At 73.7% G+C, this 25,515-nt stretch carries 23 protein-coding genes; 6 read left to right on the top strand and 17 right to left on the bottom strand.

The genetic code is table 11. The features are described from left to right. Window positions 1-111 precede the first annotated feature (111 nt). A complete protein-coding gene (locus SM450_RS29660; RefSeq protein WP_474623083.1) occupies window positions 112-1,956 on the bottom strand; it encodes a DUF6311 domain-containing protein in 1,845 nt (614 codons plus the stop codon). 146 nt (window positions 1,957-2,102) lie between these two features. Between SM450_RS29660 and SM450_RS29655 the strand changes: the two genes are divergently transcribed. After that, on the top strand, window positions 2,103-3,317 hold the full coding sequence (locus SM450_RS29655) for an extracellular catalytic domain type 1 short-chain-length polyhydroxyalkanoate depolymerase (protein WP_474623082.1): 1,215 nt from the start codon (window positions 2,103-2,105) through the stop codon (window positions 3,315-3,317). A 69-nt stretch (window positions 3,318-3,386) separates the two neighbouring features. Here the strand turns inward: SM450_RS29655 and SM450_RS29650 are convergent, their stop codons facing one another. The 3 genes from SM450_RS29650 to SM450_RS29640 all read right to left on the bottom strand — a co-directional run bounded on the left by SM450_RS29650 (window position 3,387) and on the right by SM450_RS29640 (window position 5,061). Then, complete coding sequence (locus SM450_RS29650) at window positions 3,387-4,286, bottom strand: TIGR01777 family oxidoreductase (protein ID WP_474623081.1); 900 nt, start codon at window positions 4,284-4,286, stop codon at window positions 3,387-3,389. A 93-nt stretch (window positions 4,287-4,379) separates the two neighbouring features. Next, window positions 4,380-4,802: a PIN domain-containing protein gene (locus SM450_RS29645; protein ID WP_474623080.1), complete on the bottom strand. Its 423-nt coding sequence runs from the start codon at window positions 4,800-4,802 to the stop codon at window positions 4,380-4,382. Continuing rightward, window positions 4,792-5,061 carry a type II toxin-antitoxin system Phd/YefM family antitoxin gene (locus SM450_RS29640; protein WP_474623079.1) on the bottom strand — a complete coding sequence of 90 codons (270 nt, stop codon included), beginning with the start codon at window positions 5,059-5,061 and terminating at the stop codon, window positions 4,792-4,794. Before SM450_RS29640 ends, SM450_RS29645 begins: the two co-directional genes overlap by 11 nt. Window positions 5,062-5,097: 36 nt before the next feature. Here SM450_RS29640 and SM450_RS29635 point away from each other — a divergent pair, with 36 nt between their 5' ends. Beyond that, window positions 5,098-5,493: an SRPBCC family protein gene (locus SM450_RS29635; protein WP_474623078.1), complete on the top strand. Its 396-nt coding sequence runs from the start codon at window positions 5,098-5,100 to the stop codon at window positions 5,491-5,493. 22 nt (window positions 5,494-5,515) lie between these two features. Here the strand turns inward: SM450_RS29635 and SM450_RS29630 are convergent, their stop codons facing one another. From SM450_RS29630 to lpdA, 7 genes are all read right to left on the bottom strand, one after another. After that, window positions 5,516-6,043, bottom strand: a complete 528-nt coding sequence (locus tag SM450_RS29630; RefSeq protein ID WP_474623077.1) for a DinB family protein — start codon at window positions 6,041-6,043, stop codon at window positions 5,516-5,518. Next, on the bottom strand, window positions 6,040-7,050 hold the full coding sequence (locus tag SM450_RS29625) for an aldo/keto reductase (RefSeq protein WP_474623076.1): 1,011 nt from the start codon (window positions 7,048-7,050) through the stop codon (window positions 6,040-6,042). Before SM450_RS29625 ends, SM450_RS29630 begins: the two co-directional genes overlap by 4 nt. 28 nt (window positions 7,051-7,078) lie before the next feature. Beyond that, on the bottom strand, window positions 7,079-8,008 hold the full coding sequence (locus SM450_RS29620; protein ID WP_474623075.1) for an LLM class flavin-dependent oxidoreductase: 930 nt from the start codon (window positions 8,006-8,008) through the stop codon (window positions 7,079-7,081). A 117-nt stretch (window positions 8,009-8,125) separates the two neighbouring features. Next, window positions 8,126-9,004, bottom strand: coding sequence for an oxidoreductase (locus tag SM450_RS29615; RefSeq protein ID WP_474623074.1), 879 nt, complete (start codon window positions 9,002-9,004; stop codon window positions 8,126-8,128). A gap of 89 nt (window positions 9,005-9,093) precedes the next feature. Next, a complete protein-coding gene (locus tag SM450_RS29610) occupies window positions 9,094-10,428 on the bottom strand; it encodes a low temperature requirement protein A (RefSeq protein WP_474623073.1) in 1,335 nt (444 codons plus the stop codon). 93 nt (window positions 10,429-10,521) lie between these two features. Beyond that, window positions 10,522-12,345, bottom strand: coding sequence for a 2-oxoglutarate dehydrogenase, E2 component, dihydrolipoamide succinyltransferase (gene sucB, locus SM450_RS29605; RefSeq protein ID WP_474623072.1), 1,824 nt, complete (start codon window positions 12,343-12,345; stop codon window positions 10,522-10,524). Between the two features lie 66 nt (window positions 12,346-12,411). Next, window positions 12,412-13,803 (bottom strand): dihydrolipoyl dehydrogenase, encoded by a 1,392-nt coding sequence (gene lpdA / locus SM450_RS29600; protein ID WP_474623071.1) that lies wholly within the window; start codon window positions 13,801-13,803, stop codon window positions 12,412-12,414. Between the two features lie 177 nt (window positions 13,804-13,980). Between lpdA and SM450_RS29595 the strand changes: the two genes are divergently transcribed. Further along, the gene (locus tag SM450_RS29595; protein ID WP_281587351.1) at window positions 13,981-14,310 is read left to right on the top strand and encodes a hypothetical protein; all 330 of its coding nucleotides are present in this window, start codon (window positions 13,981-13,983) and stop codon (window positions 14,308-14,310) included. Between the two features lie 76 nt (window positions 14,311-14,386). Here the strand turns inward: SM450_RS29595 and SM450_RS29590 are convergent, their stop codons facing one another. After that, window positions 14,387-15,955, bottom strand: a complete 1,569-nt coding sequence (locus SM450_RS29590; RefSeq protein ID WP_474623070.1) for a leucyl aminopeptidase — start codon at window positions 15,953-15,955, stop codon at window positions 14,387-14,389. A 165-nt stretch (window positions 15,956-16,120) separates the two neighbouring features. On the opposite strand from SM450_RS29590, the gene gcvT reads away from it, so the two are divergent. Continuing rightward, entirely contained in the window at window positions 16,121-17,245 is a 1,125-nt protein-coding gene (gene gcvT / locus SM450_RS29585; protein WP_474623069.1) for a glycine cleavage system aminomethyltransferase GcvT, read from the top strand. A 10-nt stretch (window positions 17,246-17,255) separates the two neighbouring features. Here gcvT and SM450_RS29580 read toward each other — a convergent pair whose 3' ends face one another. The 4 genes from SM450_RS29580 to SM450_RS29565 form a co-directional block, all read right to left on the bottom strand. Then, on the bottom strand, window positions 17,256-18,548 hold the full coding sequence (locus SM450_RS29580) for a DUF2314 domain-containing protein (protein ID WP_474623068.1): 1,293 nt from the start codon (window positions 18,546-18,548) through the stop codon (window positions 17,256-17,258). Between the two features lie 62 nt (window positions 18,549-18,610). Next, window positions 18,611-19,384: an adenosylcobinamide-GDP ribazoletransferase gene (locus SM450_RS29575; protein ID WP_474623067.1), complete on the bottom strand. Its 774-nt coding sequence runs from the start codon at window positions 19,382-19,384 to the stop codon at window positions 18,611-18,613. Next, on the bottom strand, window positions 19,374-21,392 hold the full coding sequence (locus tag SM450_RS29570; protein ID WP_474623066.1) for a bifunctional adenosylcobinamide kinase/adenosylcobinamide-phosphate guanylyltransferase: 2,019 nt from the start codon (window positions 21,390-21,392) through the stop codon (window positions 19,374-19,376). Before SM450_RS29570 ends, SM450_RS29575 begins: the two co-directional genes overlap by 11 nt. Before the next feature lie 102 nt (window positions 21,393-21,494). Continuing rightward, complete coding sequence (locus SM450_RS29565; protein WP_474623065.1) at window positions 21,495-23,243, bottom strand: serine/threonine-protein kinase; 1,749 nt, start codon at window positions 23,241-23,243, stop codon at window positions 21,495-21,497. A gap of 114 nt (window positions 23,244-23,357) precedes the next feature. Here SM450_RS29565 and SM450_RS29560 point away from each other — a divergent pair, with 114 nt between their 5' ends. Continuing rightward, the gene (locus tag SM450_RS29560) at window positions 23,358-23,558 is read left to right on the top strand and encodes a hypothetical protein (RefSeq protein ID WP_474623064.1); all 201 of its coding nucleotides are present in this window, start codon (window positions 23,358-23,360) and stop codon (window positions 23,556-23,558) included. Further along, window positions 23,555-24,352 carry a site-2 protease family protein gene (locus SM450_RS29555; protein ID WP_474623063.1) on the top strand — a complete coding sequence of 266 codons (798 nt, stop codon included), beginning with the start codon at window positions 23,555-23,557 and terminating at the stop codon, window positions 24,350-24,352. The genes SM450_RS29560 and SM450_RS29555 overlap by 4 nt, the downstream gene beginning before the upstream one ends. A gap of 48 nt (window positions 24,353-24,400) precedes the next feature. Here SM450_RS29555 and SM450_RS29550 read toward each other — a convergent pair whose 3' ends face one another. Further along, a complete protein-coding gene (locus SM450_RS29550; RefSeq protein WP_474623062.1) occupies window positions 24,401-25,399 on the bottom strand; it encodes an aldo/keto reductase family protein in 999 nt (332 codons plus the stop codon). Window positions 25,400-25,515: the final 116 nt, after the last annotated feature.

The raw sequence follows: 25,515 nt of genomic DNA, 5'->3' as shown, positions 1-25,515 counted from the left end.
CGGCCGGCCCACCGACCCGTGACGCTCGTCGCGTCCCGCCCGCCGCCGACACCGCGGCCGAGGTCCCGCCGGCCGCCGACACCGCGGCAGAGGTCCCGCCGCCGGCAGGCGTCACGCCGCCGGCACCCGCCACAACCAGACGTCCTCGACCCGCTCTGGCGGGCCGAGCAGGGCGGTGGCGGTGCGGCGCAACGCCTCCTCGTCGACGGCGTACTTGGCGCCGTGCACGCGGTCGGCCAGCACCACCGCCCGCACCCCCCAGTAGCGCAGGTCGGCCCGCGACTCCTCGATGCTGCCCGCGGTGATGATCGGCACCAGCCCGGTGCTCCCGGCCTGGTCCATCAGCGAGTCGAAGGTGCGCGGCACCGGACCGATCCGGCCCCGGCCGTCCGGCCCGCCCGGGCCGAGGAAGAAGCCGGCCGGGATGCGGAACTCACCCTGCCGGTGGGCCAGCGCGTACGCCTGCCAGCGCTGCCCGTCCGGATAGACGTCGACGGTCAGCGGCAGCGGGGTGAGCACCCCGTCGGGCGGGACGTAGCGCTTCCAGGCGCCGCCGGTGATGAACGCCGGAATCGGCTCGCGGACGCTCGTGAGCAGCGGCGTGGGCAGCAGCGGCAGCAGCGCGACGGCGAAGCCGACCGTCCAGGCCGCTCCGGTCACCCGGCGCCGGGGCGGCCGGGTGCGCTCGTCCGGCCGTCCCGGTCGGGCACGCAGCGCGTCGATCGCGTACGCCAGCAGCAGGCCGATCACCGGCGCGACGACCAGGGCCAGCCGGGACGGCAACGCCGCGTTGACCACCGGCAGGTTGTCAAGCACCCCGAACGGCAGCAACTGGTCGGTGCGCCGGCCGTTCCACTTGACCGTCGGCCCCCAGGAGAGCACCGCGAAGACCACCGCGGTCACGCCGAGCGCGAGCAGGGTGGCCCGGAACGCCCGGTCGGCGCGCCGCCACAGCAGGACGAAGCAGGCGACCGCGAGCAGCAGCAGCGGGATCCCGAAGAACGAGTTCTCCTCGGTCGGGTTGGGCGCCAGCGAGGTGCCGAACCCGGCCCAGCCGGCGAGCGACCGGCGCGGGTACGACAGGTACGCGGCGACATCCTCGGAGTGGATCAGCGGGTCGAAGCCGGTGCCGTGGAACCGTTGCGGCCCGGCGAAGTGCAGCCAGAGCGGGTACGCCAGCAGCACGCCGGCCACGAGCGCGGTGACCCCGAGCCCGGCCAGCATGCGCGGCAGCACGGCCCGCGCCTCCGCCCACCGGGCCGGGTGCGCCGCCCGGACCAGCAGGAACAGGGCGACCGCGAGGGCGGTGAAGAACAACCCCTCGGCGGCGATCGAGAAGGCGACCGCCACCAGCAGGCCGAGCACGATCCCGCCGGTGACCGCGCGGCCGGGCCGGCGCAGCCGGAACACGCCCCAGACGAGCAGCGGCACCAGCCAGCCGGCGGTCCAGTTCAGGTGTGCGTTGGCGTGCGACACCATGGCCGGGCAGTAGGCGATGAACAACGCGCCCACTCCGGCGGCCAGCCGACTGCCGACCAGGTGCCGGCTGAGCAGCCAGTACCAGGCCACCGCCGTGGCGGCCAGGTTGAGCGTGAGGATCACCAGGAACGTCGCGGGCGGTCCGATCAGGTACGTCAGCGGCGCGAAGACCGCCGCGTACACGGTGATCGAGGTGTTGACCGCGAGGTTCACCCCGTCCGGGACGTTGATCAGGTGGGTGAAGAACGGGTTCTCGCCGTGGGTGAGCGCGTGCCCGCCGAACGCGAGCAGCCACTCGAACAACGCCTGGTCGCTGGAGTTGACCGTGATCGTGCGGGTGTTCGGGTCCCGCCACATCCCGCTCGTCACCCAGAGCGCCAGCGCCAGCGCCGCGAGCGTCACCAGCAGGTCGGCGCGCCGGTCGCGGGCGGTGGTGGCGGGCGGCGGGCCGGTGACCGGGGACGGGGAGGACGGCACGCAGCGGACGTTACCAACCGGACCCGGGCACACCGCCCGGACGGTGAATGTGTGACCGAGAGCCATTCCGGTCGATGAAACACGCACGTAACGTCGCGGCAACTCGGAGAGTGATTCAGTTCACATTCCATGATCGGGAGGTCCCCGTGTCCCGCTCCTCATCCCTCATCACCCGCCTCGCCGGGGCGGCGGCCGGGGTCGTACTGGCCGCCGCGGGCGTTCTGGTCGCCGCGCTGCCCGCGCAGGCCGCCGCGCTCACCCAGGTCGGCGGATTCGGCTCCAACCCCGGCAACCTGACCATGTACGCCTACCGTCCCGACGGCCTGCCCGGCAACGCGCCGGCCGTGGTGCTGCTGCACGGCTGCACCCAGAACGCCTTCACCTACTTCGCCAACTCCGGCTGGCAGAAGTACGCCGACCAGTGGAAGTTCGCGCTGATCGTGGCGCAGCAACCAGCAGGCAACAACACCAACTCCTGCTTCAACTTCTTCGAGACCGGGGACACCGCCCGGGGCCAGGGCGAGGCGCTGTCGATCAAGCAGATGGTCGACTACGCGAAGTCGAACTACGGCACCGACGCCGGCCGGGTCTACGTCAGCGGCCTCTCCGCCGGCGGCGCGATGAGCGCCGTCATGCTCGCCACCTACCCCGACGTGTTCGCCGCCGGCTCGATCATCGCCGGCATCCCGTACCGCTGCGCCACCAGCATGGTCAACGCGTTCACCTGCATGAGCCCGGGGGTGGACAAGACCCCGGCCCAGTGGGGGGACCTGGTCCGCGGCGCGTACGCGGGATATTCCGGCGCGCGCCCCCGGGTGGCCATCTGGCACGGCACCAGCGACTACACGGTGGCGACGGCGAACGCGACCGAGTCACGGGACCAGTGGACGAACGTGCTGGGCGTGTCGCAGACCCCGACAAGCACGTCCTCGCTGCCGGGCGGCACCAGCCTGGAGGTCTACGGCGACGACCGGATCCGCCTCTACCGGGTCGCCGGCATGGGCCACGGCACCCCGGTCGACCCGGGCTCCGCCGCCGACCAGTGCGGCACCGCCGGGGCGTACTTCCTGGACACCATCTGCTCGACGTACCGGGACGCGCTCTTCTTCGGTCTCGGCGGCGGCGTCACGCCGAGCCCGACCGCCTCCGCCACCCCGACGGCGTCGCCCACCGCGTCACCGACCACCGCGCCGGTCTGCGTCACCGCCAGCAACTACGCGCACGTCGCGGCCGGGCGGGCCTACCAGTCCGGCGGGTACGCCTACGCGCTTGGGAGCGGCCAGCGGATGGGCCTCTACAACACCTTCTACACCACCACCCTGAAGCAGACCGCCCCCAACTACTGGGTCATCAACTGCTGACGCATGAAAGGAGGGGCCCCCGCTTAACGCATTCTGCCTAGGCGGGGGCCCCGCTTAACACCCACCGGCTCAGCCGGCGAGGGCGGCGCGCAGCGCGTCCGGCAGATCCGGGTGCGTCCAGGTGAAACCGGCCTTGCCGAGCACCCCGGGCAGCACCCGGGTGCTGGTGAGCGCCTCGTGCGCGAACCCGCCGAGCGCCACCTTCAACGCCAGCGCCGGGATCGGCATGATCGCCGGCCGGTGCAGCAGGCGGGCCAGCTCGCGGGTGAACTCGGCGTTCGTGACGGGCGCCGGCCCGACCACGTTGACCGGGCCGGCCACATCGTCGCGGGCCAGCAGGAACGCCGCCGCGTCCAGCCAGTCCGGCATCGAGATCCACGGCAGCCACTGCCGGCCGTTGCCCAGCTTGCCGCCGACACCCAGCCGGAACGGCAGCAACTGCGGCTTGAGCAGGCCGCCGTCGCGGTGCAGCGGCAGCCCGGTGCGCAGCCGCACCACACGTACCCCGGCGTCCTCGGCCGGCCGGGTCGCGGCCTCCCAGACCCGGCAGACGTCGGCCAGGAACCCCTCACCAGCCGGCGCGTCCTCCTCCACGATCCGGTCACCGGTGTTGCCGTACCAGCCGACCGCGGACGAGTTCAGCAGCGCCGCCGGCCGATTCGCGGCCGGCAGGCCGGCGATCGTGATGGCGAGCGTGGTGGTGCTGTCCACCCGGCTGGTCCGGATCAGCTTCCGGTAGCCGTCGTTCCAGCGCTTGTCGCCCACCCCCGCGCCGGCCAGGTTCACCACCGCGTCCGCGTCCGCGACCACCTGCGGGTCGAGCTGCGCGGCGGACGGATTCCACCGCCGCTCGTCCGGGGTGCGCGGCGCGCGGCGGACCAGACGGGTGACCTGATGGCCGTCCGCGGTGAGCCGGTCGACCAGTCGGGTGCCGAGGAAGCCGGACACGCCGGCCATGAGGATCCGCATGCTCACATCTTCGGGTACGCGGCGCGATCCGGATGCGTGCAGCGAAATCACTCACTCGTCACGCACGCACGGCTTTCTCCCGCCGGCGGGAGGTCAGTCGATCGGTCTGTCGACCGGGCGAACGGTGATCAGGTCGTCGAGCCCGACGAAGTCGGCCGGGTTGGTGGTGTAGAGGGGTAGGGCAGTGGTGTGCGCGACGGAGGCAATCATGAGGTCAGCGACCCGGCGGCGGGTGCCCCGTCCGGCAGCCCGCACGGCGGCGGAGACCAGGCCGAAGGCCCGTGCCGCCTCCGCGTCGAACGGAAGCGGCTCGAACGTCGACTCCACGTGCTGCAACACGCTCATGCGGCGTGCCCGTTCGCGGGGATCGTCAGTGTGATGCGGGCCGGCTGAGAGTTCCGCCAAGGTGACTGCCGTGATCACCATTTCGTCGGGTAGCTCCGCCGCGCCCAACCTGCTCAGATGGATGACGATGTTCGTGTCGATCAAGCCGCGCTGGAAGCTGTCACCAGTCACGATTCAACAGATCCTGGTCGAACGTGGCATCGAGATCAGCGCGGAGACGAGCCTCGTCGAGCCGGGGGGCGCCGGCGAAGGCCGCAAGCACTTCGGCGCGAGGCACGAAGGTGCGCCGTCGGATCGGGATCAGCCGCCCGATCGGCGTTCCGTTGCGGGTGATCGTGAAGGACTCGCCGCGCTCGACTCCTCGCATGATGGCGCCGGAGTCGTTTCGCAGCTCACGTTGAGTGATCTCCCGATGGGCATGCTCAGGCATGTCGTCAGCGTAGCGAAAAGTGCTACGGTGTGCTACGTGCTGCGCCGTGTGAACATCCGATCTGATCCCGCGCTGCACGAGGTCGGCAGCCGCGCACGCACACAACCGCCGCCGCCCGCGATCGTGTTCGAGGCGCTCACCGACCCCGACCGGGATCCCGCCCGCCCCTGGCTGGTGCTACTCGACGACGAGCAGCGGCCCCGGGTGCTGGAGGCCGCGTACCCGGAGTTGGTCGTCTGGTCGTCGCTCTGGCCCCGCCGGCCGGACGCCCGGGTGCGGTTCGAGCTGGCGCCCGACGGCGGTGCCGGCACCCTGCTGCGCTGGCGGCTGCTGGTCGCCGAACCGCTGCCCGACGCCTCGCTCCTCGGCCACCTGCGCAAGCGGCTCAACCGGCTGGTCAACGCCGACCTCCGCTACACCTTCGGCCAGTAGGCGTACGCGAGGCCGGTCGCCCTCACTCCCCGGTGCGGCCGTCGATGGCCTCGCGCAGGATGTCGGCCTGGCCCAGGTGCCGGGCGTACTCGTCGATCATGTGGGTGAGCACCCACCGCAGCGATCGTTCGGCGCCGGTGCCCGGAGTGCGGCCGACCGTGTCCAGCGAGCGGGTGGCCGCGATCCGCCGGGACGCGGCCACCTCCTCACGCCACAGCGCGAACGTTTCCGGACCGGTGGCGTCGGCGACATCGTGGAACGGCGCGTCGGCGTCGTCGGTCAGGTCGAACAGGTCACCGGGCCAGGGCGCGTCAGTGGTCACCCCCTGGAAATACCAGCGTTCGACAGTCGCGAGGTGCCGGACCAGGCCGAGCAGCGACAACGCGGACGACGGCACCGGCCGCGACCGTAGCTGCCCGTCGGACAGCCCTTCGCACTTGCGCACCAGGGCATCCCGCTGGAAGTCGAGGAACGCGTCGAGCAGAGTCCGCTCGTCGGCGGTGGGTGGCAGCGCGAAGCGCCGGTCGGACACCTCCGGCGCGGCACTCACGCGTTCGCAGGAGCGGTGCGCAGGTCCGCGAGAAGGCGCTCCACCTCGGCGAACGCCGCCTGCGGCAGGGGCCCGTACGCAAGCGCGCCCAGGTTCTCCTCGGACTGGCCGACGGTGCGGCAGCCGGGGATGGGCAGGGTCTGCGGGCTGCGGGCGAGGAGCCAGCCCAGCGCGCCCTGGGCGAGGGTGCGGCCGTCGGCGGTGAGCGCCTCGCGGACCCGGGCCACCCGGTCGGCCCACTCGGCGCGCGGCACCCCACCGGCGAACCAGGTAAGCCACTCGGGCGCCACCCCGCGCACGTCGTCGCCGCCCCGCGCGGCCGGCGCGTCCTGGTACTTGGCGGTGAGCAGGCCCATCGCCAGCGGCCCCCGGTTGAGGCTGGCCAGGTCGAACTCCTCGCAGACCGCGAGCATCGCCGCGTTGTCCCGCAGCACCGACTGGTCGTGCTGGATCGCCGCGCAGTGCGGAGCCGCCTCCGCGAACGCCCGCGCCGACGCCGGGTCGTCGGTGCTCCAGCCGTACGCCCGGATCTTGCCCTCGGCGACCAGGCCCTCAAGCGTCTCCACCAGGTCCAGCGCCTGCGGCACCGGCAGGCCGCCCAGGTGCAACTGGTAGAGGTCGACGTGGTCGGTGCCGAGCCGGCGCAGCGAACCTTCCAGGCTGCGACGCGCGTAGTCGGGAGTGCCGTCCTCGCCGGCGGCCTGCCGGGTCGCCTCATCCGTGGGGTAGCCGAACTTGGTGGCGATCACCGCCTGCTCCCGGCGACCGGCGAGCGCGCGGCCGAGCACCCGCTCGCTGTGCCCCGCGCCGTAGTTGCTTGAGGTGTCGAAGAGAGTCGCGCCCAGGTCGAGCGCCCGGTGAACGGTGCGGACCGACTCGTCGTCGTCCACCTCGCCCCAGCCGAGCGGCTGCTCGCCGGCCCAGAGCGGGCCGCCGATCGCCCAGCAGCCCATGCCGATGGCGCTGACCTCGATGCCGCTGCGGCCCAACCGTCGTGTCGTCGTCATGATCCCATTGTCCTATCTCGAGTGCGCTCTAAGTCCAGTCGTTTCCGGCCAGCCGGGACAGCAGCGGCGCGAGCGCGTCGACGGCGTCGACGCGTACCACGAAGCGGGTGACGCCCCAGCGGCGCCGGTGCCCGGCCACCGCCGCGGCGATCTCGTCGGCGGTGCCGATCAGCACGAACGGGGTGGCCAGCACCTCCGCCGGGGTGAGTCCGGTCTCGGCGGCCGTCCGGGCGGCGACCGCCTCGGCGTCGTCGGTGACGGCGACGTGCTGGACCAGCGCCTCCAGGGCCGGCGGCGCGGACCTGCCGGCCGCGCCGGCCGCCACCTGGGCGAGCTGCGCGTCGAGCTGGTCCGCCCGCCACCGGACCTCGTGCCGGTGCCCGTCGGCCATGGTGCGCCCGAAGCCGGTCAGGCCGACCACGTCGGCGTGCGCGCCGGCCCAGCGCAGCAGCGTCGAGTTGGCCGTGCCCACGGTGAGCGGGATCCGGTCCTGGACCGGCCGGGGCCCGTCGAGGCGGGCGGCGTGCGCGGCCAGCTCACCGGTGTCCACTGTGACCTCGTCGCCGGCCAGCAGCGCCCGTACCGCCTCGGCCACCGCCACGCAGCGGCGGACCCGGCCGGCGACGTCCGGGCGTTCCCGCCCGACGGCCCGCCACTCGCCGGGGGTGTGGCCGGCGCCGAGGCCGAGCCGCGCCCGACCGCCGGAGACCACGTCAAGCGTGGCCACGTCGGCGGCGAGGAGGATCGGCTCCCGAACGCCGGCGTTCGACACGTACGAGCCGAGGCCCAGCGTGCCGGTCACGGACGCGGCGGCGGCCAGCGCGACGAACGGGGACGGGCCGAAACCGGGATGGTCGGCGGCCAGCAGCGCGTCGAAGCCGGCCGCCTCGACGGTGCGGGCCAGCCCGGCCCAGCTCGTCGCGTCGGTGGGCCGGGCCTGCACGGAGAAGATCGCCATTGGCCCAGTCTCCGGCCCGCCGCCGCTCACCACCCACCCCTTCTGCCGAGGGCCGAAGGGTAAGGCGGGGCCCCCGCTTAACGCATTCTGCATAGGCGGGGCCCCCGCTTAACAACGTCAGACCGCGTCGAGGCGCGCCAGGGCCTCAGGGGAGAGGCGGAGCGCGCCGGCCGCGATGTTCTGCTCCAGGTGCGCCGGGTCGCCGGTGCCGGGGATGGCAAGCACGTTCGGGCCGCGGCTCAGCACCCAGGCCAGCCGGACCTGGGCCGCGCTGACGCCGTGCTCCCGCGCCACTGCGAGCACCTCCGGGTGCTCCTCGCCCGCCGCACCGGCCTCCCGTCCGCTGGTGACGATGGAGAAGAACGGCACGAACGCGGTGCCGTGCGCGGCGCAGTCCCGGATCAGCTCGTCGTGGCTCCGGCGGTAGCCGAGACCGTACGAGTTCTGCACGCACACCACCGGGGCGATGGTCCGCGCCTCGGCGACCTGGTGCGCGCGTACCGCCGAGACGCCGAGGTGCCGGATCAGCCCGGCGTCGACCAGCTCGGCGAGCGCGCCGAAGTGCTCGGCCAGCGGCTCCGGCCCGTACACCCGGAGGTTCACCACGTCGAGATGGTCCCGGCCGAGCTGGCGCAGGTTCTCCTCGACCTGGCCGCGTAGCTGCTCCGGCCGCGCCATCGGCAGCCACTCGCCGGACGGGTCCTTGCCCGGCCCGACCTTGGTGACGATGACCAGATCCTCCGGGTACGGCGAAAGCGCCCGGTTGATCAGCTCGTTTGCCGAGCGCAGCGACGAGAAGTAGAACGCGGCCGTGTCGATGTGGTTGACGCCCAGCTCAACCGCGCGGCGTAGCACCGCGACGGCCCGGTCCCGGTCGCTCGGGCTGCCGTCGGCGTTCGCGGTCAGCCGCATCGCGCCGAGGCCCATCCGGTTGACGGTCCGGTCGCCGAGCTGCCAGGTGCCGGCCGTGCCGGCGAAAACGGTGTCGGTGGTCATGTGGTGGGTCCCCGTTTCTCTCGACGGCCCCACGGTGGGGCCGGGAGGTGACACGCGGCACCCGGGCAGCCGGTTCAACGCCGCGGCGGTCACTCGCCTTCATCGCGGTCGTCGGGCTGCTCGTGCCAGCGGGCCCGCCAGGCCGCCTCGTGTGCCTCGTGGCTGGACCGCTCCTCGAAGACCAGCTCGCGCAGCGCACGTCGGCCCTCATCGAAGACGATCACCTCGGCCGCCACCATACCCACCGTGATGACTGTCAGCAGCCCCATCGCGACCAGGCCCGGCACCCGCTGCGCGACGGGGACCGTCGCGCCGAGCAGCAGCACCGCCACCACCCGGGTCCAGCTCAGCGTGCGCAGGGTCCGGGCCTGGAACAGCATGTTGCCGCAGATGTAGCAGGCCACCCCACCGAAGAGCAGCGGTACGGCCGGCCCGTGCGCGGACTCGCCCGGTGGCACGCCGGGACTGGCGATGTCGTGCACGATCATCTCGGCGCCGAGCGCGAACAGGATGATGCCCGCGATCATCGGCAGATACAGGTACGCGTACGCGTCCCGGGCCATCGCCACCCGTGGCCCGTCGCGGGCGGCGTGCAACGCGATCCGGGCGGCCGGCCCGATCATGTCGTAGTGCGCCCACCAGAGCGCGGCGGTGAAGAAGATGCCGAGCACCGCCGCCACCACGGCCGGCCAGGTGGGTGGCTGCCCGAGCAGGTTGCTGCCGACACCCACCGAGATGACCGACTCACCCAGCGCGATGATCAGGATGAGGTCGTACCGCTCCGTCCAGTGTTCGGCCGAGGCGACGCCCCAGCCCAAGGTGCCGGCGAGCATGCCGGTGCCGTACTGGAGCAGGACGACAGTCACCCACAACCCGTCGCGGACCACGGCCGCCGACGCGAGACCGTCGATCCTCGGCGGTATCAGCGCGGCGACCAGCAGCAGCAGGGTGCTGCCGGCCACCTCCGGGGCGAACCGGATCAACTGCCGGCGCTCGTCCGGGTTGTCCCGCACCGCGTGCCGGTAGAGCAGCAGGTGCACCAGTCGCAGCACGGTGTAGCTGATCGCCGCGACGACCGGTCCGGCGGCGTTGCCGCGCGGGTCGCGGAACGCGTTCGGCAGCGACAGCGCGAACGTGAACAACGCCGCCATGCCGACCGTCATGAGCACCGGGACGAAACCCTCGCCGAGCCGGATCCGGGTGGCGACCACGCTGTGCACCACCCACGACCACCAGAGCACGGCGAGGACCAGCAGGGCGTGCAGGAGGGCGCCGCCGCTCACCTGGAGCGCGGTGGCCCGGGTGATGATGAAGAACGAGAAGACGAAGACCAGGTCGAAGAAGATCTCGAACCGGTCCACCCGGGCGCCCGGGGCGACCGGCACCGCCGGCCCGAGGCGCCCCCGCCACCCGTACCCGCCCACCGGCCGAGTCTGTCAGCGTGCGGCCGGCGGCGGGCCGGAAACAACAAAGGGGGTACGCGGCGTCGGCCGCGTACCCCCGTTGCGTCTCGTGCGTCAGAGGCCGAGTTCGGCCTCGAAGTTGCCGCCCTCCAGCCGCTCCTTGACCGCGGTCAGGAAGCGGGCGGCGTCGGCGCCGTCGATCAGCCGGTGGTCGTACGACATGGCCAGGTAGACCATCGACCGGACCGCGATGACCTCGCCCAGATCCGGGTCGTTGACCACGACCGGCCGCTTCACCACGGCGCCCGTGCCGAGCATCGCCGACTGCGGCGACGGCACGATCGGGGTGTCGAAGAGCGCGCCCCGGCTGCCGGTGTTGGTGAGCGTGAAGGTCGCGCCGGCCATCTCGTCCGGGGTGATCTTGTTGGACCGGGTGCGTTCGGCCAGGTCGGCGATCCGCTTGGCGATGCCGCCCATGTTGAGGTCACCGGCGTTGTGGATGACCGGCACGAGCAGCCCGCGCTCGGTGTCCACCGCGATGCCGAGGTGCTCGGCGGCCGGGTAGGTGATCGTTCCGCCGTCCAGGTCCATGCTCGCCTGGATGATCGGGTGGGTCTGGAGCGCCTCGATGGCGGCGAGCGCGAAGAACGGCAGGAAGGACAGCTTCACGCCGTGCTTGGCCTGGAACGAGTCCTTGGCCCGGGCGCGCAGCTTGGCGACCTTGGTGACGTCCACCTCGACGACAGTGGTCAGCTGCGCGGTCTCGTGCAGCGACTGCTGCATCCGCTTGGCGATGGTCGCCCGGATCCGCGGCAGCTTCTCCGTGGTGCCCCGCTTGCTGCTCGGCTGCGGCTTGGCGGCCGGCTGGGCGGGTGCCTGGGCCGGGGCGGCGGGCGCGGGGGCGGCCGGCTCGGCCTTGGCGGCCTTCGCCTTCTCGGCCGCCTCCAGCACGTCCTGCTTGCGGATCCGCCCACCCACGCCGGTGCCGTTTACCGAGCCCAGGTTCACGCCGTGCTCGGCGGCGAGCTTGCGGACCAGCGGGGTCACGTAACCGGCGGCCTCCTCGCCGCCACCCTGGGCCGGGGCGGTCGGACGCTGCGGCGTGGCGGCCGGTGCGGACGGCTGGGCCGCCTGCTCGGCCTTGGCCGGCTCGGCGGCCTGCTCCGCCTCGGCGGACGGCTCGTTGTAGGACATGCCCGGGGTCGGCTCCTCGACCTTCGGCTCGGGCTTCGCCTCGGCCTTGGGCTCGGGCTTCGGCTCGGGCTTCGCCTCGGCGGGCGCGGCGCCTGCCGCACCGACGATCGCCAGCACGCCGCCGACCTCGGCGGTCTCGTCCTCGGCGACCTTGATCTCCAGCACGGTGCCGGCGACCGGCGACGGGATCTCGGTGTCCACCTTGTCGGTGGAGACCTCCAGCAGCGGCTCGTCCACCTCGACGGTCTCGCCGACCTGCTTGAGCCAGCGGGTGACCGTACCCTCGGTGACGCTCTCGCCAAGCGCCGGCATGGTCACCGGCGTGCCCTCACCCGACGACGCGGCGGGCTGGGCCGGCTCCTCGACGGCCGGCTGCTCCGCCTCGGCCCCGGGCTCCGCGGCGGCCTGCGCGGACTGCTCCGGCTCGGGGCCGGTGCCCTCGGCGGCGGCCGTCGGCTCGGTGGCCGGCTCGGCCTCCTCCGTCGGGGCGCTGCCCGCGTCCTCGCCCTCGCCGGCGATGACCGCCAGTTCGCTGCCGACCTCGGCGGTCTCGTCCTCGCCGACCACGATCCGGCTCAGCACGCCCGCCGCGGGGGACGGGATCTCGGTGTCGACCTTGTCGGTCGACACCTCCAGCAGGGGCTCGTCGACCTCGACGGTGTCGCCCTCCTGCTTGAGCCAGCGCGTGACGGTGCCCTCGGTGACGCTCTCGCCGAGCCGGGGCATGGTGACCGATACCGGCATGTTCTCCAGACTCCTTCATTCCCCTGGTGGGATCATCGCCCGTCGCCGGACGCCGCGGTTGTCGTGTCAGGCGTGCGCGTGCAGCGGCTTGCCGGCCAGGGCCAGGTGCGCCTCGCCCAGGGCCTCGTTCTGGGTCGGGTGGGCGTGCACGAGCTGCGCCACCTCAGCCGGGTACGCCTCCCAGTTGTAGATGAGCTGGGCCTCGCCGATCAGCTCACCGACCCGGGCGCCGACCATGTGCACACCGACCACCGGGCCGTCGTCCACCCGGACCAGCTTCACGTGGCCGGCGGTCTTGAGGATCTGGCTCTTGCCGTTGCCGCCCAGGTTGTAGTTGTAGGTCTTGACCTTGTCGGCGCCGTACTGCTCCTTGGCCTTCGCCTCGGTCAGGCCGACCGACGCCAGCTCCGGGTCGCAGTAGGTGACGCGCGGGATGCCTGCCTCGTCGATCACGGCGGGGGTCTTCCCGGCGATCTCCTCGGCGACGAAGATGCCCTGCTGGAAACCGCGGTGCGCGAGCTGGAGGCCGGGCACGATGTCGCCTACCGCGTAGACGTTCGGCACGCTTGTGCGCAGCCGCTCGTCGGTGAGCACATAGCCGCGGTCCATCTTGACGCCCTGCTCCTCGTAGCCGAGGTCGGCGGTGTTCGGGCCGCGCCCGACGGCGACCAGCAGCAGTTCGGCCTCGACCGCGTCGCCACCGGAGATGGTCAGTTTGACGCCCTTGTCGGTCTTCTCGACCTTCTCGAACGGCTTGCCGACCTTGAAGTTGATCTTCCGCTTGCGGAACGCCCGCTCCAGCGCCTTCGACGACTCCTCGTCCTCGGCCGCGACCAGGCGGGGCAGCGCCTCGACGATCGTCACGTCGACACCGAAGGACTTCCATACGCTCGCGAACTCGACGCCGATCACGCCACCGCCGAGCACGATCGCCGACGACGGGACCCGGTCCAGGGTCAGCGCGTGGTCGCTCGTGATGATCCGCTCGCCGTCGACCTCCAGGCCGGGCAGGCTCTTCGCGTACGAGCCGGAGGCCAGCACGATGTTGCGGCCGGTGTAGCGCTTGCCGTCGACCTCGACGACGTTCTTGCCGACCAGCTTGCCGGCGCCCTCGACAATGGTGATCGCCTTGTTGCTCTTGAGCATCCCCTGGAGGCCCTTGTAGAGGCGGGAGACCACGCCGTCCTTGTACGAGTTGACCGCCGCCATGTCGATGCCCACCAGCTCGGCCTTCACGCCGAACTGCTCGGACTCGCGGGTCTGGTCGGCGATCTCGGCGGCGTGCAGCAGCGCCTTGGTGGGGATGCAGCCGTTGTGCAGGCAGGTGCCGCCGAGCTTGCCCTTCTCGATGAGCGCGACGGAGAGATCCAGTTGGGCGGCACGCAGCGCCGCCGCGTAGCCGCCGCTACCACCTCCGAGGATGACGATGTCGAAGGTCGTGTCGTTCGGCTCGCTCACATCCAACTCCCAGGTCGCGTCGCTGCATCGGGGGTTACGGCGGGGTAACAGGCACACCCCACCTCGGTCATCTTGTCACCACCGGCGGCCGAGCGCGTACCGAGGTGCCCAACGACACGTCGGCGACACGTACGCTTGGCACCGTCTTCGATGACGTCCGGGGGAGGAGTGGGTCCGGTGGCGCTGTTCCGACGACGCAAGCGGGTGGCCGCGGTGAGCCGTGACCGCGCTGCCGAACGCGCCGATCTGGACCACCTTGAGAACTTTGTCCGCACCCGGCGGGGCGTCGAAGCCTTCCTGGAGCCGCGGACCACTGTCACCGAGACCACTGTCATATTGATCGCCGACGACGGCGAGTGGACCCGGCGGCGGGTCGGCAGCCCCGAGGACGCCCGTCGCTGGGCGCACAAGACCGCCATCCCGATCTACGACGTCCGCCTGATGGGCTACCCCCAGCGGATGCGCGACTACAACGAGCGCCGCAAGCGCCGCCCCGAGCTGTTCTGAGCGCCGCACGGCGCCAGGTGTTAAAAGGGGCCCCCGCCTATGCAGAATGCGTTAAGCGGGGGCCCCTCCTTACCCCTCAGCCGTTGGCGGCCACGTCGTCCACCAGCGCGAGCAGGGTGCGCACCGGCACGCCGGTGCCGCCCTTCGTCAGGTAGCCGGTGGGCTCGCCCGAGTGGTAACCCGGGCCGGCGATGTCGATGTGCGCCCAGGCCACCTCGTCGGTCACGAACTCGCGCAGGAAGACCCCGCCCTGGAGCATGTGCCCGGCCCGGTCCATGCCGGCGTTGACCTGGGAGATGTCGGCCACGTCGGACTCCATGCCCTTGCGCACGTCGTCCGGCAGCGGCATCGGCCAGGCCGGCTCGCCCGTCGCGTCGCCGGCCACCCGCACCCGCTCGCACAGCTCCGGGCTGCCCATCACGCCGGCGATCCGCTTACCCAGCGAGATCACCTGGCCGCCGGTGAGCGTCGACGTCTCGAACAGGTAGTCGGCGCCGTCGGAGCAGGCCCGGGCCATCGCGTCGGCGAGGATCATCCGGCCCTCGGCGTCGGTGTTGAGCACCTCGACCTTCTTGCCGTTGTACATGGTGATCACATCGCCCGGCCGGTAGCTGGTGCCCGACGGCATGTTCTCCGCCATCGGGAGGTAGCCGGTGACCGTCACGGACGGCTTGAGCGCCGCCACCGCAAGCATGGCCGCGCCGACCGCCGCCGCGCCGGCCATGTCCGACTTCATCTCCCACATGCCCTGCGCCGGCTTGATCGAGATGCCGCCGGTGTCGAACGTGATGCCCTTGCCGACGAGCGCGACCCGCTTGCCGTTGCCACCACCGGCCGGCGTGTACGTGAGCTTCACCAACCGCGGCGGTGCCTCCGAGCCCTGGCCGACGGCGATGATGCCGCCGTAGCCACCGGCGGCCAGCGCCGCCTCGTCGAGCACCTCGACCTCGAGCCCGGCCTCCCGGGCGGCGGTCGCCACCGCGTCGGCGAACGCCGGCGGGCGCAACTCGTTCGGGGCGGTGTTGACCCAGTCCCGGCTGGTCCGCACCGCGCCGGACACCGCCTGTGCCCGGGCCACCTCGGCGTGGGCGGTCGCGTCGGCGGCGTCCGGCACCGCGATCAGCACCTCGGCCACCGGCTCCCGGCGGGTCGGCTGCGGCTTGGTCTTGTAACCGGCGAACCGGTAGCCGCCGAGCAGCGCGCCCTCCGCGACCGCGCGCAACGCGGCCGGGGCGTCGGCGTCGTCGGGCAGCGGCAGGGCGAGGGCGACCCGCGGCGCGCCGGCCAGCGCCCGCACCGCCCCGCCGGCGGCCCGGCGCAGGGACTCGGGGGCGGGCGCGGCGCCGGAGGGCTCCGGGCCGAGCCCGACGGCGACGACCACCGGGGCGGTCACCGTGCCGAGCGTGGCCAGCTTGATCACCTCGCCCGGGCCACCTGTCGCGCCGAGCAGGGCCAGCGTCTCGGTCAGCTTTCCGTCGAACGCGGCGGCGATGCTCTCCGCGCCGCTGGCCAGCAGCAGGGCGGCGGCGGGTGCGCCGGCGCCCGGTTCGGTGATCTGGCTGTGCACGCCGATCACGATCGCGTCGACGGCGAGTTCGGCGGGGTCGGTGTCGACCAGGCTGAGGGTGGTGCGGGGCGATGTCACGAAAGCTACTCCGGGCGGGCCGGGCCGGCCGCGTCGTCGCGTACCGGCGATGAAGGTCTCTCCGGCGGCAACCTACCCGCCGGAGGCGTGGCTGTCCCGCCGATGCGCTCCGACGGGATCCCGCCGATGCTAACCACCAGCGGCCCGGCCGGTAAGTTGCCACCCATGACCGAGGTGACCTCCGCCGCTGCCGAGACCCGGCTGCGCCGCTCCCCGCTGCACGAGCGACACACCGCGCTCGGCGCGAAACTCGCCCCCTTCGGCGGCTGGCAGATGCCCCTCGAGTACGCCGGTGGCGGCGTGCTCAAGGAGCACACGGCCGTGCGTACCGGGGTGGGCGTCTTCGACGTCTCGCACCTGGGCAAGATCCGGATCGCCGGGCCCGGCGCGGCGGACTTCGTCAACGCCTGCCTGACCAACGACCTCGGCCGGATCGCGCCCGGCCAGGCGCAGTACACGCTCTGCTGCGACGAGGCCACCGGCGGCGTGGTGGACGACATCATCGCCTACCTGCACGCCGACGACCACGTCTTCCTGGTGCCGAACGCGGCGAACACCGCCGAGGTGGCCCGCCGGTTGCGCGCCGCCGCGCCGGCCGGCGTGACCGTCACCGACGAGCACGAGGCGTACGCGGTGCTCGCCGTCCAGGGACCGGCCTCGGCGGACCTGCTCACCGCGCTCGGCCTGCCCACCGGGCACGACTACATGAGCTTCTCCACCGCCACGCTCGCCGGCGTCGAGCTGACTGTCTGCCGCACCGGCTACACCGGCGAGCTGGGCTACGAGCTGGTCGTGCCCGCCGAACACGCGGTCGCGGTCTGGGACGCGCTCTTCGCCGCCGGGCCCGACGTGCGCGCCTGCGGCCTGGCCGCGCGGGACACGCTGCGCACCGAGATGGGATACCCGCTGCACGGGCAGGACCTCTCCCCGGAGATCACCCCGGTGCAGGGCCGCTCCGGCTGGGCGGTGGGCTGGGACAAGCCTGCCTTCTGGGGCCGGGACGTGCTGCGCGCTGCGAAGGCCGCCGGTCCGGCACGTACGCTGCGTGGCCTCGCCGCGGTGGACCGGGCCATCCCGCGCCCCGGCATGGCCGTGTACGCCGGTGACCGGAAGGTCGGCGTGGTCACCAGCGGCACGTTCAGCCCGACGCTGAAGCACGGCATCGCGCTCGCCCTGGTCGACACCGACCCGAAGCTGCCCGACGGCGAGGAGCTGGCGGTGGACATCCGCGGTCGCCGCGCCCGGATGCGCCTGACCAGGCCGCCGTTCGTCAAGCCCTCGGTCCGCTGAGGCGCCTGGGTCAGTCCTCGCGCAGGCGTTCGCCGGCGTCCAGGACGGCCTGGGTCCAGCCACCCTCCAGCACGCCGGTGCCGTCCAGCACGGCCCAGTCGACAACGTCGGTCGCCTCGACCACGACCGGCGAGCCGATCCGCACGCTCGGGTCGCTGTTGGCGTCGGTGGCGCTCGCGCCGACGATCCGTTCCGGGGCGTCCCACGAGGTGACGCCGGCCCAGACGTACTCCGGGCCGTCGTCGCCGGGCAGGCCGTACTTGACCACGAGCTGACTCTCCTGCGGCAGCCCGCCGGCGAGGAAACGGGCCCGGATGTCACCGAGCGCGGCCTGGGCGGTCGCGACCGCCCGGCTCATCGCGTCACCCGTGCGGGCGTACCTGACGTCGGGCTGGATGCCGTCGAACAGCGTCGCGCAGGCGGCGGCGAAGTAGCGGCCCGGCGGCCCGGGATGCCCGGGCGGCGGGTTGAGGCTGAGGAACGAGTCGGCGTCCGGGTCGGTGGCCGGGTCCAGCTCCAGGCGCAGCAGCACCGGCGCCGTCGCGCCGTGCTGCTCCGGATTGCCGTACGCGACCGCGATGTCGTGCCCGGTCACCGTGGCCAGCACCGGGAGCTGCACGAACGCCGGCACCTCCTCGCCGGACAGCCCGTCGGTCCAGTCCCGCAGCAGCCGTCGGGCCGCCCCGGTCATCACCGCGCCCCAGGCCCGGGTGAGGTGGTCCGGCACGCCCTGGGCCTGCAACTCCAGCAGCCCGAATCGGCGCAGCCCCTTGGTGGTGAACCAGAGCCCGTCGGCGTCGGAGGAGTAGGGCACCAGCACCCAGTCGACGAGCCGGATCCGGCCGTGCTCGTCCGGGAGCGAGCGCAGCGCGGTCGCCGGGTCGAGGAACTGGAGCCCGAACACGTCCACCACGTCCCCGCCGACCGTCTCGGCGACCGCCGCGGCGACCGCCCGGGCCGCCCACTCGTGCGCCGGCGGCCAGCCCGGCCGGTATTCGGCCTGCACCACCACCAGGTGGGTGGCGGCGGCCAGCCGGGCGAGCTGCTCCTCGGTGGCCCCGAACGCGGCGAGCAGGTCCGGTGGCAGCTCGGGGAACTCGTCGACCGTGCGCGTGTCCACGCTCATCAGGGGGCTGTCGAGCATCTGCCGGGCCAGCCCGAACACCGGGGCGGCGAGCCGGCCGGCCAGCCCCTCCACCGCGGTTTTCGGGCTCACCCGGGGCAGCCCGTCGATCGGCACCAGGTAGGTCGCGTCGAGCGACTCCGGCACCGGTACGGGCAGGAAGTCGTCCGTGATGAGCATGCCGTCTCCCTCGACCACGCCGGTGCACTCACCCGAACGCTACCCGCCCGACCGGGCACGATTCAGGCGGTCAGCACCAGTCCCAGGTAGGACAGCGTGGTGACGACCTCCACCAGGGCGCCGAGGACGTCGCCGGTGATGCCGCCGAAGCGGCGTACCAGGTGCCGCAGGAGCCCGGCCGCGACGGCGAGCGCGCCGAGCACGGCGAGCGGGCCCTGCCACGGGCGGCCCGGCACCGCGGGCGCGGCCAGCAGCGTCACGGCGAGCGCGCCGACCGCCAGGGCGCCCCACCCGACCGTGCCGGCCACAAGCGCGCCCAGCCCGTCCGGTCGGGCCGCCGGCACCCCACGGCGGCAGGCCAGGCCGGCGGCCAGCCGCCCGGCCGACGTGGCCGCGACCACCCCGGCGAGCGCCGCCGGGGCGTCCCGTCCGACCAGCTCCGCCAGCACGGCTGTCTGGAGCAGGAGTACGACGACGAGCGCGACCACCCCGAACGGCCCGACGTCCGGCTGCTTCATGATCGCCAGCGCGGCCGGCCCCCGCCGGTAGGACCCGAGCGCGTCCACGGTGTCGGCCAGCCCGTCCAGGTGCAGGCCCCGGGTGAGCAGCGCGCCCAACCCGACGGTGACCCCGGCGGCGACCAGGGGCGGGGCCAGCGCCCCGGCCAGCAGCAGTGCCCCGCCGAGCGCCGCGCCGAGCAGCGCGCCGACGGCCGGGGCCAGCGCCATCGCGGTGCCGGCCGTGTTCCGGTCGACCCGGCCGGCGCGGACCGGCGCGGTGGTGAACGTGGTGAGCGCCAACCGGATGCCGTCGGCGAGCCGGGGCTCAGTCGGCACGTCGGGGGGGCGTGACCGGCTCGTCGGACCCGACCGTGGTCGGACCCGGCCCGGCCGGCGCCGGCTCGCCAAACGCCGGCTCGGCGGGCTCCGGCTCGGCGAACTCGGGCTCGCCGGACGCCGGGTCGACGAACTCCGGCTCGACGAACTCCGGCTCGTCTGCCAGGGCGGCCGGCTCGGGCTCGGCGGCGCTCTCGTCCTCCACGCCACCGAGCGATGGGTGCACCGGCAGGGTGGCGGCGAGCGTGAGCGCCGAGCGCAGCAGCGGCAGGGCGGCCAGCGCGCTCGCCCCCTCGCCCAGGTCGAGGCGCAGGTCCAGCAGCGGCGTCAGGCCGAGCACGTCGGCGGCGAGCCGCACGCCGGGACGGCCGCCGTGGTCGGGCAGCAGGCACCAGTGCCGCGCCTGCCCGGCCAGGTCGCGGCTGACCATGCCGGCGGCGGTGCCGACCGGACCGTCCACCAGCACCGGAACCCGCCGGGCGGTCGCGCCGAGCAGCACGCCGGTGGCCATCGCGATGTCGCCGCCGCCCAGCTCGGCCAGGACGTCCTTGGCCTCCCGGGGGGAGCGCCGGGTGCGGTGCAGCGCGTCCCGGACGGCCGCGCAGCGGACCATCCAGGCGTTGTCGTCGATCTCGCCCTGCTCGGTCACCACGCGGCCGAGCACCGCAGGCGGCTCCGCGCCGGCGGTGGCCGCCAGCACCGCCGCGGCGGCTGCCTCGGCGCCGGCCCCGCAGGCCGCCAGCACCAACAGTTGTACGCCCGCGTCGGCGGCCTGCTCGGCCAGCCGCCAGCCGTAGCGCAGCGCCGCCTCGACCTGGTCCTCGGGAAGCGCCGGCCCGTCCTCGAACGGCGCCGACGTGGGCGCCTCGACGACCTGGAGACTGGCGCCGTTCTCGGCGGCCAGCCGGGCCAGCGCGCCCCGGCCGGAGCGGGCCTGCCGGGCGCGGCGGGCCGACTCGCCGGCCACCGTGCCGGCCGACGCCCCACCGGAGTGGTCGCCGTGCAGCAGCAGCACCCGCACGGTGTCCCAGGGGCGCGGGGTCGAGGTGCCCTGGGTGGCGGCGGCGAAGCCGACCACCTGCTCCAGCACGCCGAGACCGGCGCCGGGCAGGTCCAGGGTGGCCAGCCGGTCGACCGCCTGCGGGCCGGTGTAGTCGTCGGGCATCGGCAGTTCCATGCCGGGCTGGATGACCAGGCCGGTGGCGATCATCGGCAGCGCCATGGTGGGCGCCGCCCAGTCGCCGGAGCCCACCGTGCCGGCGCTCGACGCGGCCGGCAGCGGCGTCGCCGCCGGGGTGAGGACCTCCGGCAGCGCCGCGTCGTCGACGCGGTGACGGGCCGGCGTCGCGGCGGCCGTCGGTTGCGTGGCGGTCGAGGCGGCGTGCGCCCCGACCGGAGCCGGGCCGGCTGGCTGGTCCGCCGGGGTGGTCTGGGTCGGCGGGGTGGCCTGCGCCGGGGCGGCGGCGGGCTTGAGCCAGGCGGTCTGCCCGGCCACCACGAGCGCGACCGCGTCGCAGGCGTCGGCCACCGCGCGGTTGGTCGCGCCGAGCGCGTCGGTGAACGCCCGGCCCAGCGGGGTGGTGGGCACCAGGGACAGGCCCACCTCGGGGCTGACCAGCACCAGCCGCGCCTCGCTCGCCCGCACCGCGGCGGCCAGCTCGGCGATGGTGGCGGTGTCGTCGGCCGGCTGGTGCGCCGGGTCGAGCAGCACTGTCACCCAGCCGCCCAGGTCGTCCACGAGCAGCGTGTCGTTCGGGCCGGCGGCGGCGATCACCTCGACCAGCCGGCCCGGGTCCGCCGCGGTCTCCTCGGTGGTCCAGCTCCCCGGCCGTCGGGCCCGGTGCGCCGCGAGGCGGGCCGCCCACTCGGTGTCCTCCGGCTCCCCGGCGGGGGCGGTGGCCACGTAGCGGACCATGGGCGCGTCGGCGACCAGGGATTCGGCGAACCCGGACTTGCCGGAGCGGATACCGCCGAGCACCAGGAGGGTGTGCCACCCGTCAACGGACATGCCCGTACCTTAGTTCTCCCGCTCCGGGTCCGGGCACCTCGCCCCGGGGGCTCGCGACTGGTGCGTCCGAGGGCCATGCGACCGCGATCGTTCGGCGGGCGGTCAGGCGCAGTGTTCGAAGCCGCTGCCGTAGGACGCGCCGCCGGCCGAGCCGCCCCACTTCACGCAGACGCCTGCGGCGGTCGCGCGGACCGGGCCGGCGTAGTAGCGGTAGCCGCCGCTCTCGCTCTGCCGGCCCTCGCCCTTGACCTGTAGGAACGTGGTGACTGTGGTGACCTGCCCGACGTCGGCGTCCTTCAGCGTCACCACGCAGTTGGCCCCGGCCGCGGTGCTGTAGAGCAGGTAGACCCGGCCCTGCCGGACCCGGCCCGCGGTCAGCGTGGCCGAGTCGATCACCCGGTAGCCGTCGCCGCACACCTGGACGGCGGTGTACGGGTTCGGCTGCGGCGCCGCCGTCGAACCCTCGGTCGGCGTGGGCGCGCCGGTGCTCGGCTCGCCTCCGTCCGGTTCGCCGGCCGGCGGCGCGGAACGGTTCGGGGTGGCCGACGGCGACCGGCTGGGCCGCCCGGTGCGGCTCGCCCCAGGCGTCGCCGTTCCGGTGCCGTTCGGGGACACCGGCGCCACGGAGGAGGGGATCGCGGACTCACCCGCGAGCGCGGTCGGCTCCGCCCCGGGGGACGTGTCGTCGGGGGAGCGGAGCACCGCCACGACCACGGCCGTCGATACCGCGACCAGCACCAGGCCGGCCGCTCCGGCCATCGCCATCGGCCGCCGCCCGCGTCGCGCCGGCGCCTCCCGCGCGTCCGGCCCACCATCCGTTTCGGCCGTCGGCCCGGGCGGTGGGAGCGGCGGGCCGCCGGTGGGGGAGCCGGGTGTCGGCGGGCTCGGCGTCGCGGGCGGGCCGCCCGGGGGATCCGTACCCGCTGACGGGCCGCCGGGCGGCGCGGACGCCGACGGTCCCGGCGTGGCCGGGCCGCTCACCGCCCACGGTGGGCGCGGCGGGACCGGCACGCTCGCCAGCGTGGCGTCCCGGGCGTCCCGCGCGTCCTCGGCCAGGGCCGCCGTGGTCGGGAAGCGGTCCCGCGGGCTCTTCGCCAACGCCCGCGCGATCACCTCGACCACCGCCGGGGGCGTGGCCGGTGGCAGCGGCGCCGGCTCGTCCTGCACGTGCCGCATCGCCACCTGGATCGGGTGGTCACCGTCGAAGGGTGGCCGGCCGGCCAGGCAGAAGTACGCCACCGCGCCGAGCGCGTAGACGTCGGTGGCCGGCGAGACGGGTTGGCCGGACGCCTGCTCCGGGGACATGTACGAGGCGGTGCCGAGCACCATGTGGGCGGCGGTGAGGCCGGCCATGGTGTGGGCCCGGGCCAGGCCGAAGTCGACGAGCACCACCGTGCCGTCCCGCTTGACCAGCAGGTTCCCCGGCTTCACGTCGCGGTGCACGATGCCGGCGAGATGGGCGGCGTGCAGCGCCTGCGCGGCCTGTTCGACCACCGACATGGTGGACGCCGGGTCGAGCCGGCCGGCCTGCCGCACCCAGCTCGTCAGCGGGCGCCCGTCCACGTACTCCATCACCAGGTAGCTGACCCGGTTGTCGTCGGCGAGCGTGGCGGAGCCGAAGTCGTGCACCTGCACGATGCCGGGGTGGTGCAGCGCGGCGAGCATCCGGGCCTCGGCGTGGAAACGGGTGCTGAACTCCGGGTCGGCGAGCAGCGACGGCAGCATCACCTTCACCGCGACGTCGCGGCCCAGCAGCGTGTCCGTGCACTTCCACACGGTCCCCATGCCGCCGGTGGCGATGCGTTCGTCCAGTCGGTAGCGGTCGCTGAGCACCACTCCTGAAGTCAGCACCGCGCCACCGTACCGGCCCTGTCGATATGGGCGGCGGGCCGTCGCGCGGGCGGCCGACTAGGCTTGCGGGGGTTTGGCGTCCCACGGGACGACGGCGGCGAGGGGAGACGCGGCATGGCGTGGAGCTGGCGGTACGAGGGCACGAACGGCGACACGGTCGACGGGCCGGGTGAGTCGTTCACGAGTCAGGCGGACGCCGAGTCGTGGATCGGTCAGACCTGGCGGGAGCTCGCGACGTCCGGCGTCACCTCCGTCGCCCTGGTCGAGGACGACCGGGTGGAATACCGGATGAGCCTGCAGCCCCCGGCCGAATGACCGGCTACGACCGCCCGGGCGACCCGTTGGTCCTCGGCGTGCCCCGGGCGGCGTTCCGGCCGAGCCCGATCTTCCTGGCCCTGGTCGCGCTCTTCGTCGCGGGCGCGGTGATGACCTGGAACCGGTACGGCAACGTCCGGTTCGACATCTTCCTCTTCGTGGTCTCCGGCTGGCTGGTCTCGCTCTGCCTGCACGAGTACGCGCACGCCGTGATCGCGTACCGGTTCGGCGACCGGGACATCGCCCACCGGGGCTACCTGACGCTCAACCCGCTGAAATACACAAGCCCGCTGCTGTCGATCGTGCTGCCGGTGGTGGTGCTGCTGCTCGGCGGCATCGGCCTGCCCGGCGGCGCGGTCTGGGTGGACCGGCACGCCATTCCCGGCCGGCTGCGGCACACCCTGGTCAGCCTGGCCGGGCCGGCCACGAACGTGCTGTTCGCGCTGCTGTTGATCTCGACCGTGAACTGGGCGTCGTCGCTGGGCGGGCCGCTGGAGTTCTGGGCCGGCGTCGGGCTGCTCGCGTTCCTCCAGCTCATGGCGAGCGTGCTCAACCTGCTGCCGGTGCCGGGCCTGGACGGCGGCAACATGATCCAGCCCTGGCTCAGTCCCGCCTACCGGCGGATGTACGACCTGTTCGCCCCGTACGGATTCATCCTGCTCTTCGCGCTGCTCTGGAGTCCGCGGATCGGCGGCGCGTTCTTCAGCGGGGTCTTCGCGGTCGGCGACGCGCTCGGCCTGCCGCGTGACTTCTATCAGATCGGGTTCTACCTGATCCGCTTCTGGCAGGGCTGACCGTGGCCGTCCCCGGGCCGGCGTCGCGCCGGCCCGGGGACGCCTGCGTCACGGACGCCGCGCCGGGCTCTCGGTCTTCGCCGGGTCCCGCTCGGTGACCGGCTCGACGATCTCGTCGATCGCCTTGAGCAGGCCGGCGTCGAGCTTCACGCCCGCCGCCTTCACGTTGTCGTGCACCTGCTCGGGCCGGGACGCGCCGATGATCGCCGAGGCGACGTTCGGGTTCTGGAGCACCCAGGCGACGGCGAGCTGCGGCATGGTCAGCCCGGCCTGCTCGGCGATCGGCTTGAGCTGCTGCACCCGGGTGAGCACCTCGTCGGAGAGCCACCTGGCGATGAAGTCCGCGCCGGACTTCTCGTCGGTGGCGCGGGAGCCGGCCGGCGGCGGCTGCCCGGGCAGGTACTTTCCGGAGAGCACGCCCTGGGCCATCGGCGACCAGACGATCTGGCCGACGCCCAGTTCCTCGCTGGCCGGGACGACCTCGGTCTCGATGACCCGCCACAGCATCGAATACTGGGGCTGGTTGGAGATCAGCGGGATGCGCAGCTCGCGGGCGAGCGCGTGCGCCTCGCGCAGCTGCGACGCGGTCCACTCGGAGACGCCGATGTAGTGCGCCTTGCCGGCGCGCACGACGTCGGCGAACGCCTCCATCGTCTCCTCGAGCGGGGTGCTGAAGTCGTAGCGGTGGGCCTGGTAGAGGTCGACGTGATCGGTCTGGAGGCGGCGCAGCGAGCCGTCGATCGACTCCATGATGTGCTTGCGGGACAGGCCGCGGTCGTTGCGGCCCGGGCCGGTCGGCCAGTAGACCTTGGTGAAGATCTCCAGCCCCTCGCGGCGCTCGCCGGCAAGCGCGCGGCCGAGCACCGACTCGGCCCGGGTGCCGGCGTAGACGTCCGCGGTGTCGAAGGTGGTGATGCCGCTGTCGAGGGCGGCCCGCACGCAGGCGACCGCCGCCTCCTCCTCGACCTGCGAGCCGTGGGTGATCCAGTTGCCGTACGAGATCTCGCTGACCATCAGGCCGGAGCGACCAAGGTGTCGGAATTCCATTACTCGACCCTAGCCCCGCGCCGACGCCGGTGCCGTGCGGCGCTCAGCCGGGCAGCCGGGCAGCCGGGCAGCCGGGCAGCCGGGCAGCCGGGCGCCGCCGCCGTCGGGGTCGAAAC

The organism is Micromonospora marincola (genome assembly GCF_056150385.1).
Note: the sequence above shows the minus strand (reverse complement) of the source record. Positions and strands in the feature narration are given on the sequence as shown.

Bases quoted from the DNA above. Each gene is read 5' to 3' on its own strand.
- gcvT (WP_474623069.1), top strand. From the start codon at position 16,121: ATGACCGAGGTGACCTCCGCCGCTGCCGAGACCCGGCTGCGCCGCTCC.
- SM450_RS29625 (WP_474623076.1), bottom strand. From the start codon at position 7,050: ATGACGACGACACGACGGTTGGGCCGCAGCGGCATCGAGGTCAGCGCC.
- sucB (WP_474623072.1), bottom strand. From the start codon at position 12,345: ATGCCGGTATCGGTCACCATGCCCCGGCTCGGCGAGAGCGTCACCGAG.
- SM450_RS29570 (WP_474623066.1), bottom strand. From the start codon at position 21,392: ATGTCCGTTGACGGGTGGCACACCCTCCTGGTGCTCGGCGGTATCCGC.
- SM450_RS29640 (WP_474623079.1), bottom strand. From the start codon at position 5,061: ATGCCTGAGCATGCCCATCGGGAGATCACTCAACGTGAGCTGCGAAAC.
- SM450_RS29615 (WP_474623074.1), bottom strand. From the start codon at position 9,004: ATGACCACCGACACCGTTTTCGCCGGCACGGCCGGCACCTGGCAGCTC.
- SM450_RS29580 (WP_474623068.1), bottom strand. From the start codon at position 18,548: ATGCTCATCACGGACGACTTCCTGCCCGTACCGGTGCCGGAGTCGCTC.
- SM450_RS29650 (WP_474623081.1), bottom strand. From the start codon at position 4,286: ATGCGGATCCTCATGGCCGGCGTGTCCGGCTTCCTCGGCACCCGACTG.
- SM450_RS29555 (WP_474623063.1), top strand. From the start codon at position 23,555: ATGACCGGCTACGACCGCCCGGGCGACCCGTTGGTCCTCGGCGTGCCC.
- SM450_RS29620 (WP_474623075.1), bottom strand. From the start codon at position 8,008: ATGGCGATCTTCTCCGTGCAGGCCCGGCCCACCGACGCGACGAGCTGG.
- SM450_RS29550 (WP_474623062.1), bottom strand. From the start codon at position 25,399: ATGGAATTCCGACACCTTGGTCGCTCCGGCCTGATGGTCAGCGAGATC.
- SM450_RS29560 (WP_474623064.1), top strand. From the start codon at position 23,358: ATGGCGTGGAGCTGGCGGTACGAGGGCACGAACGGCGACACGGTCGAC.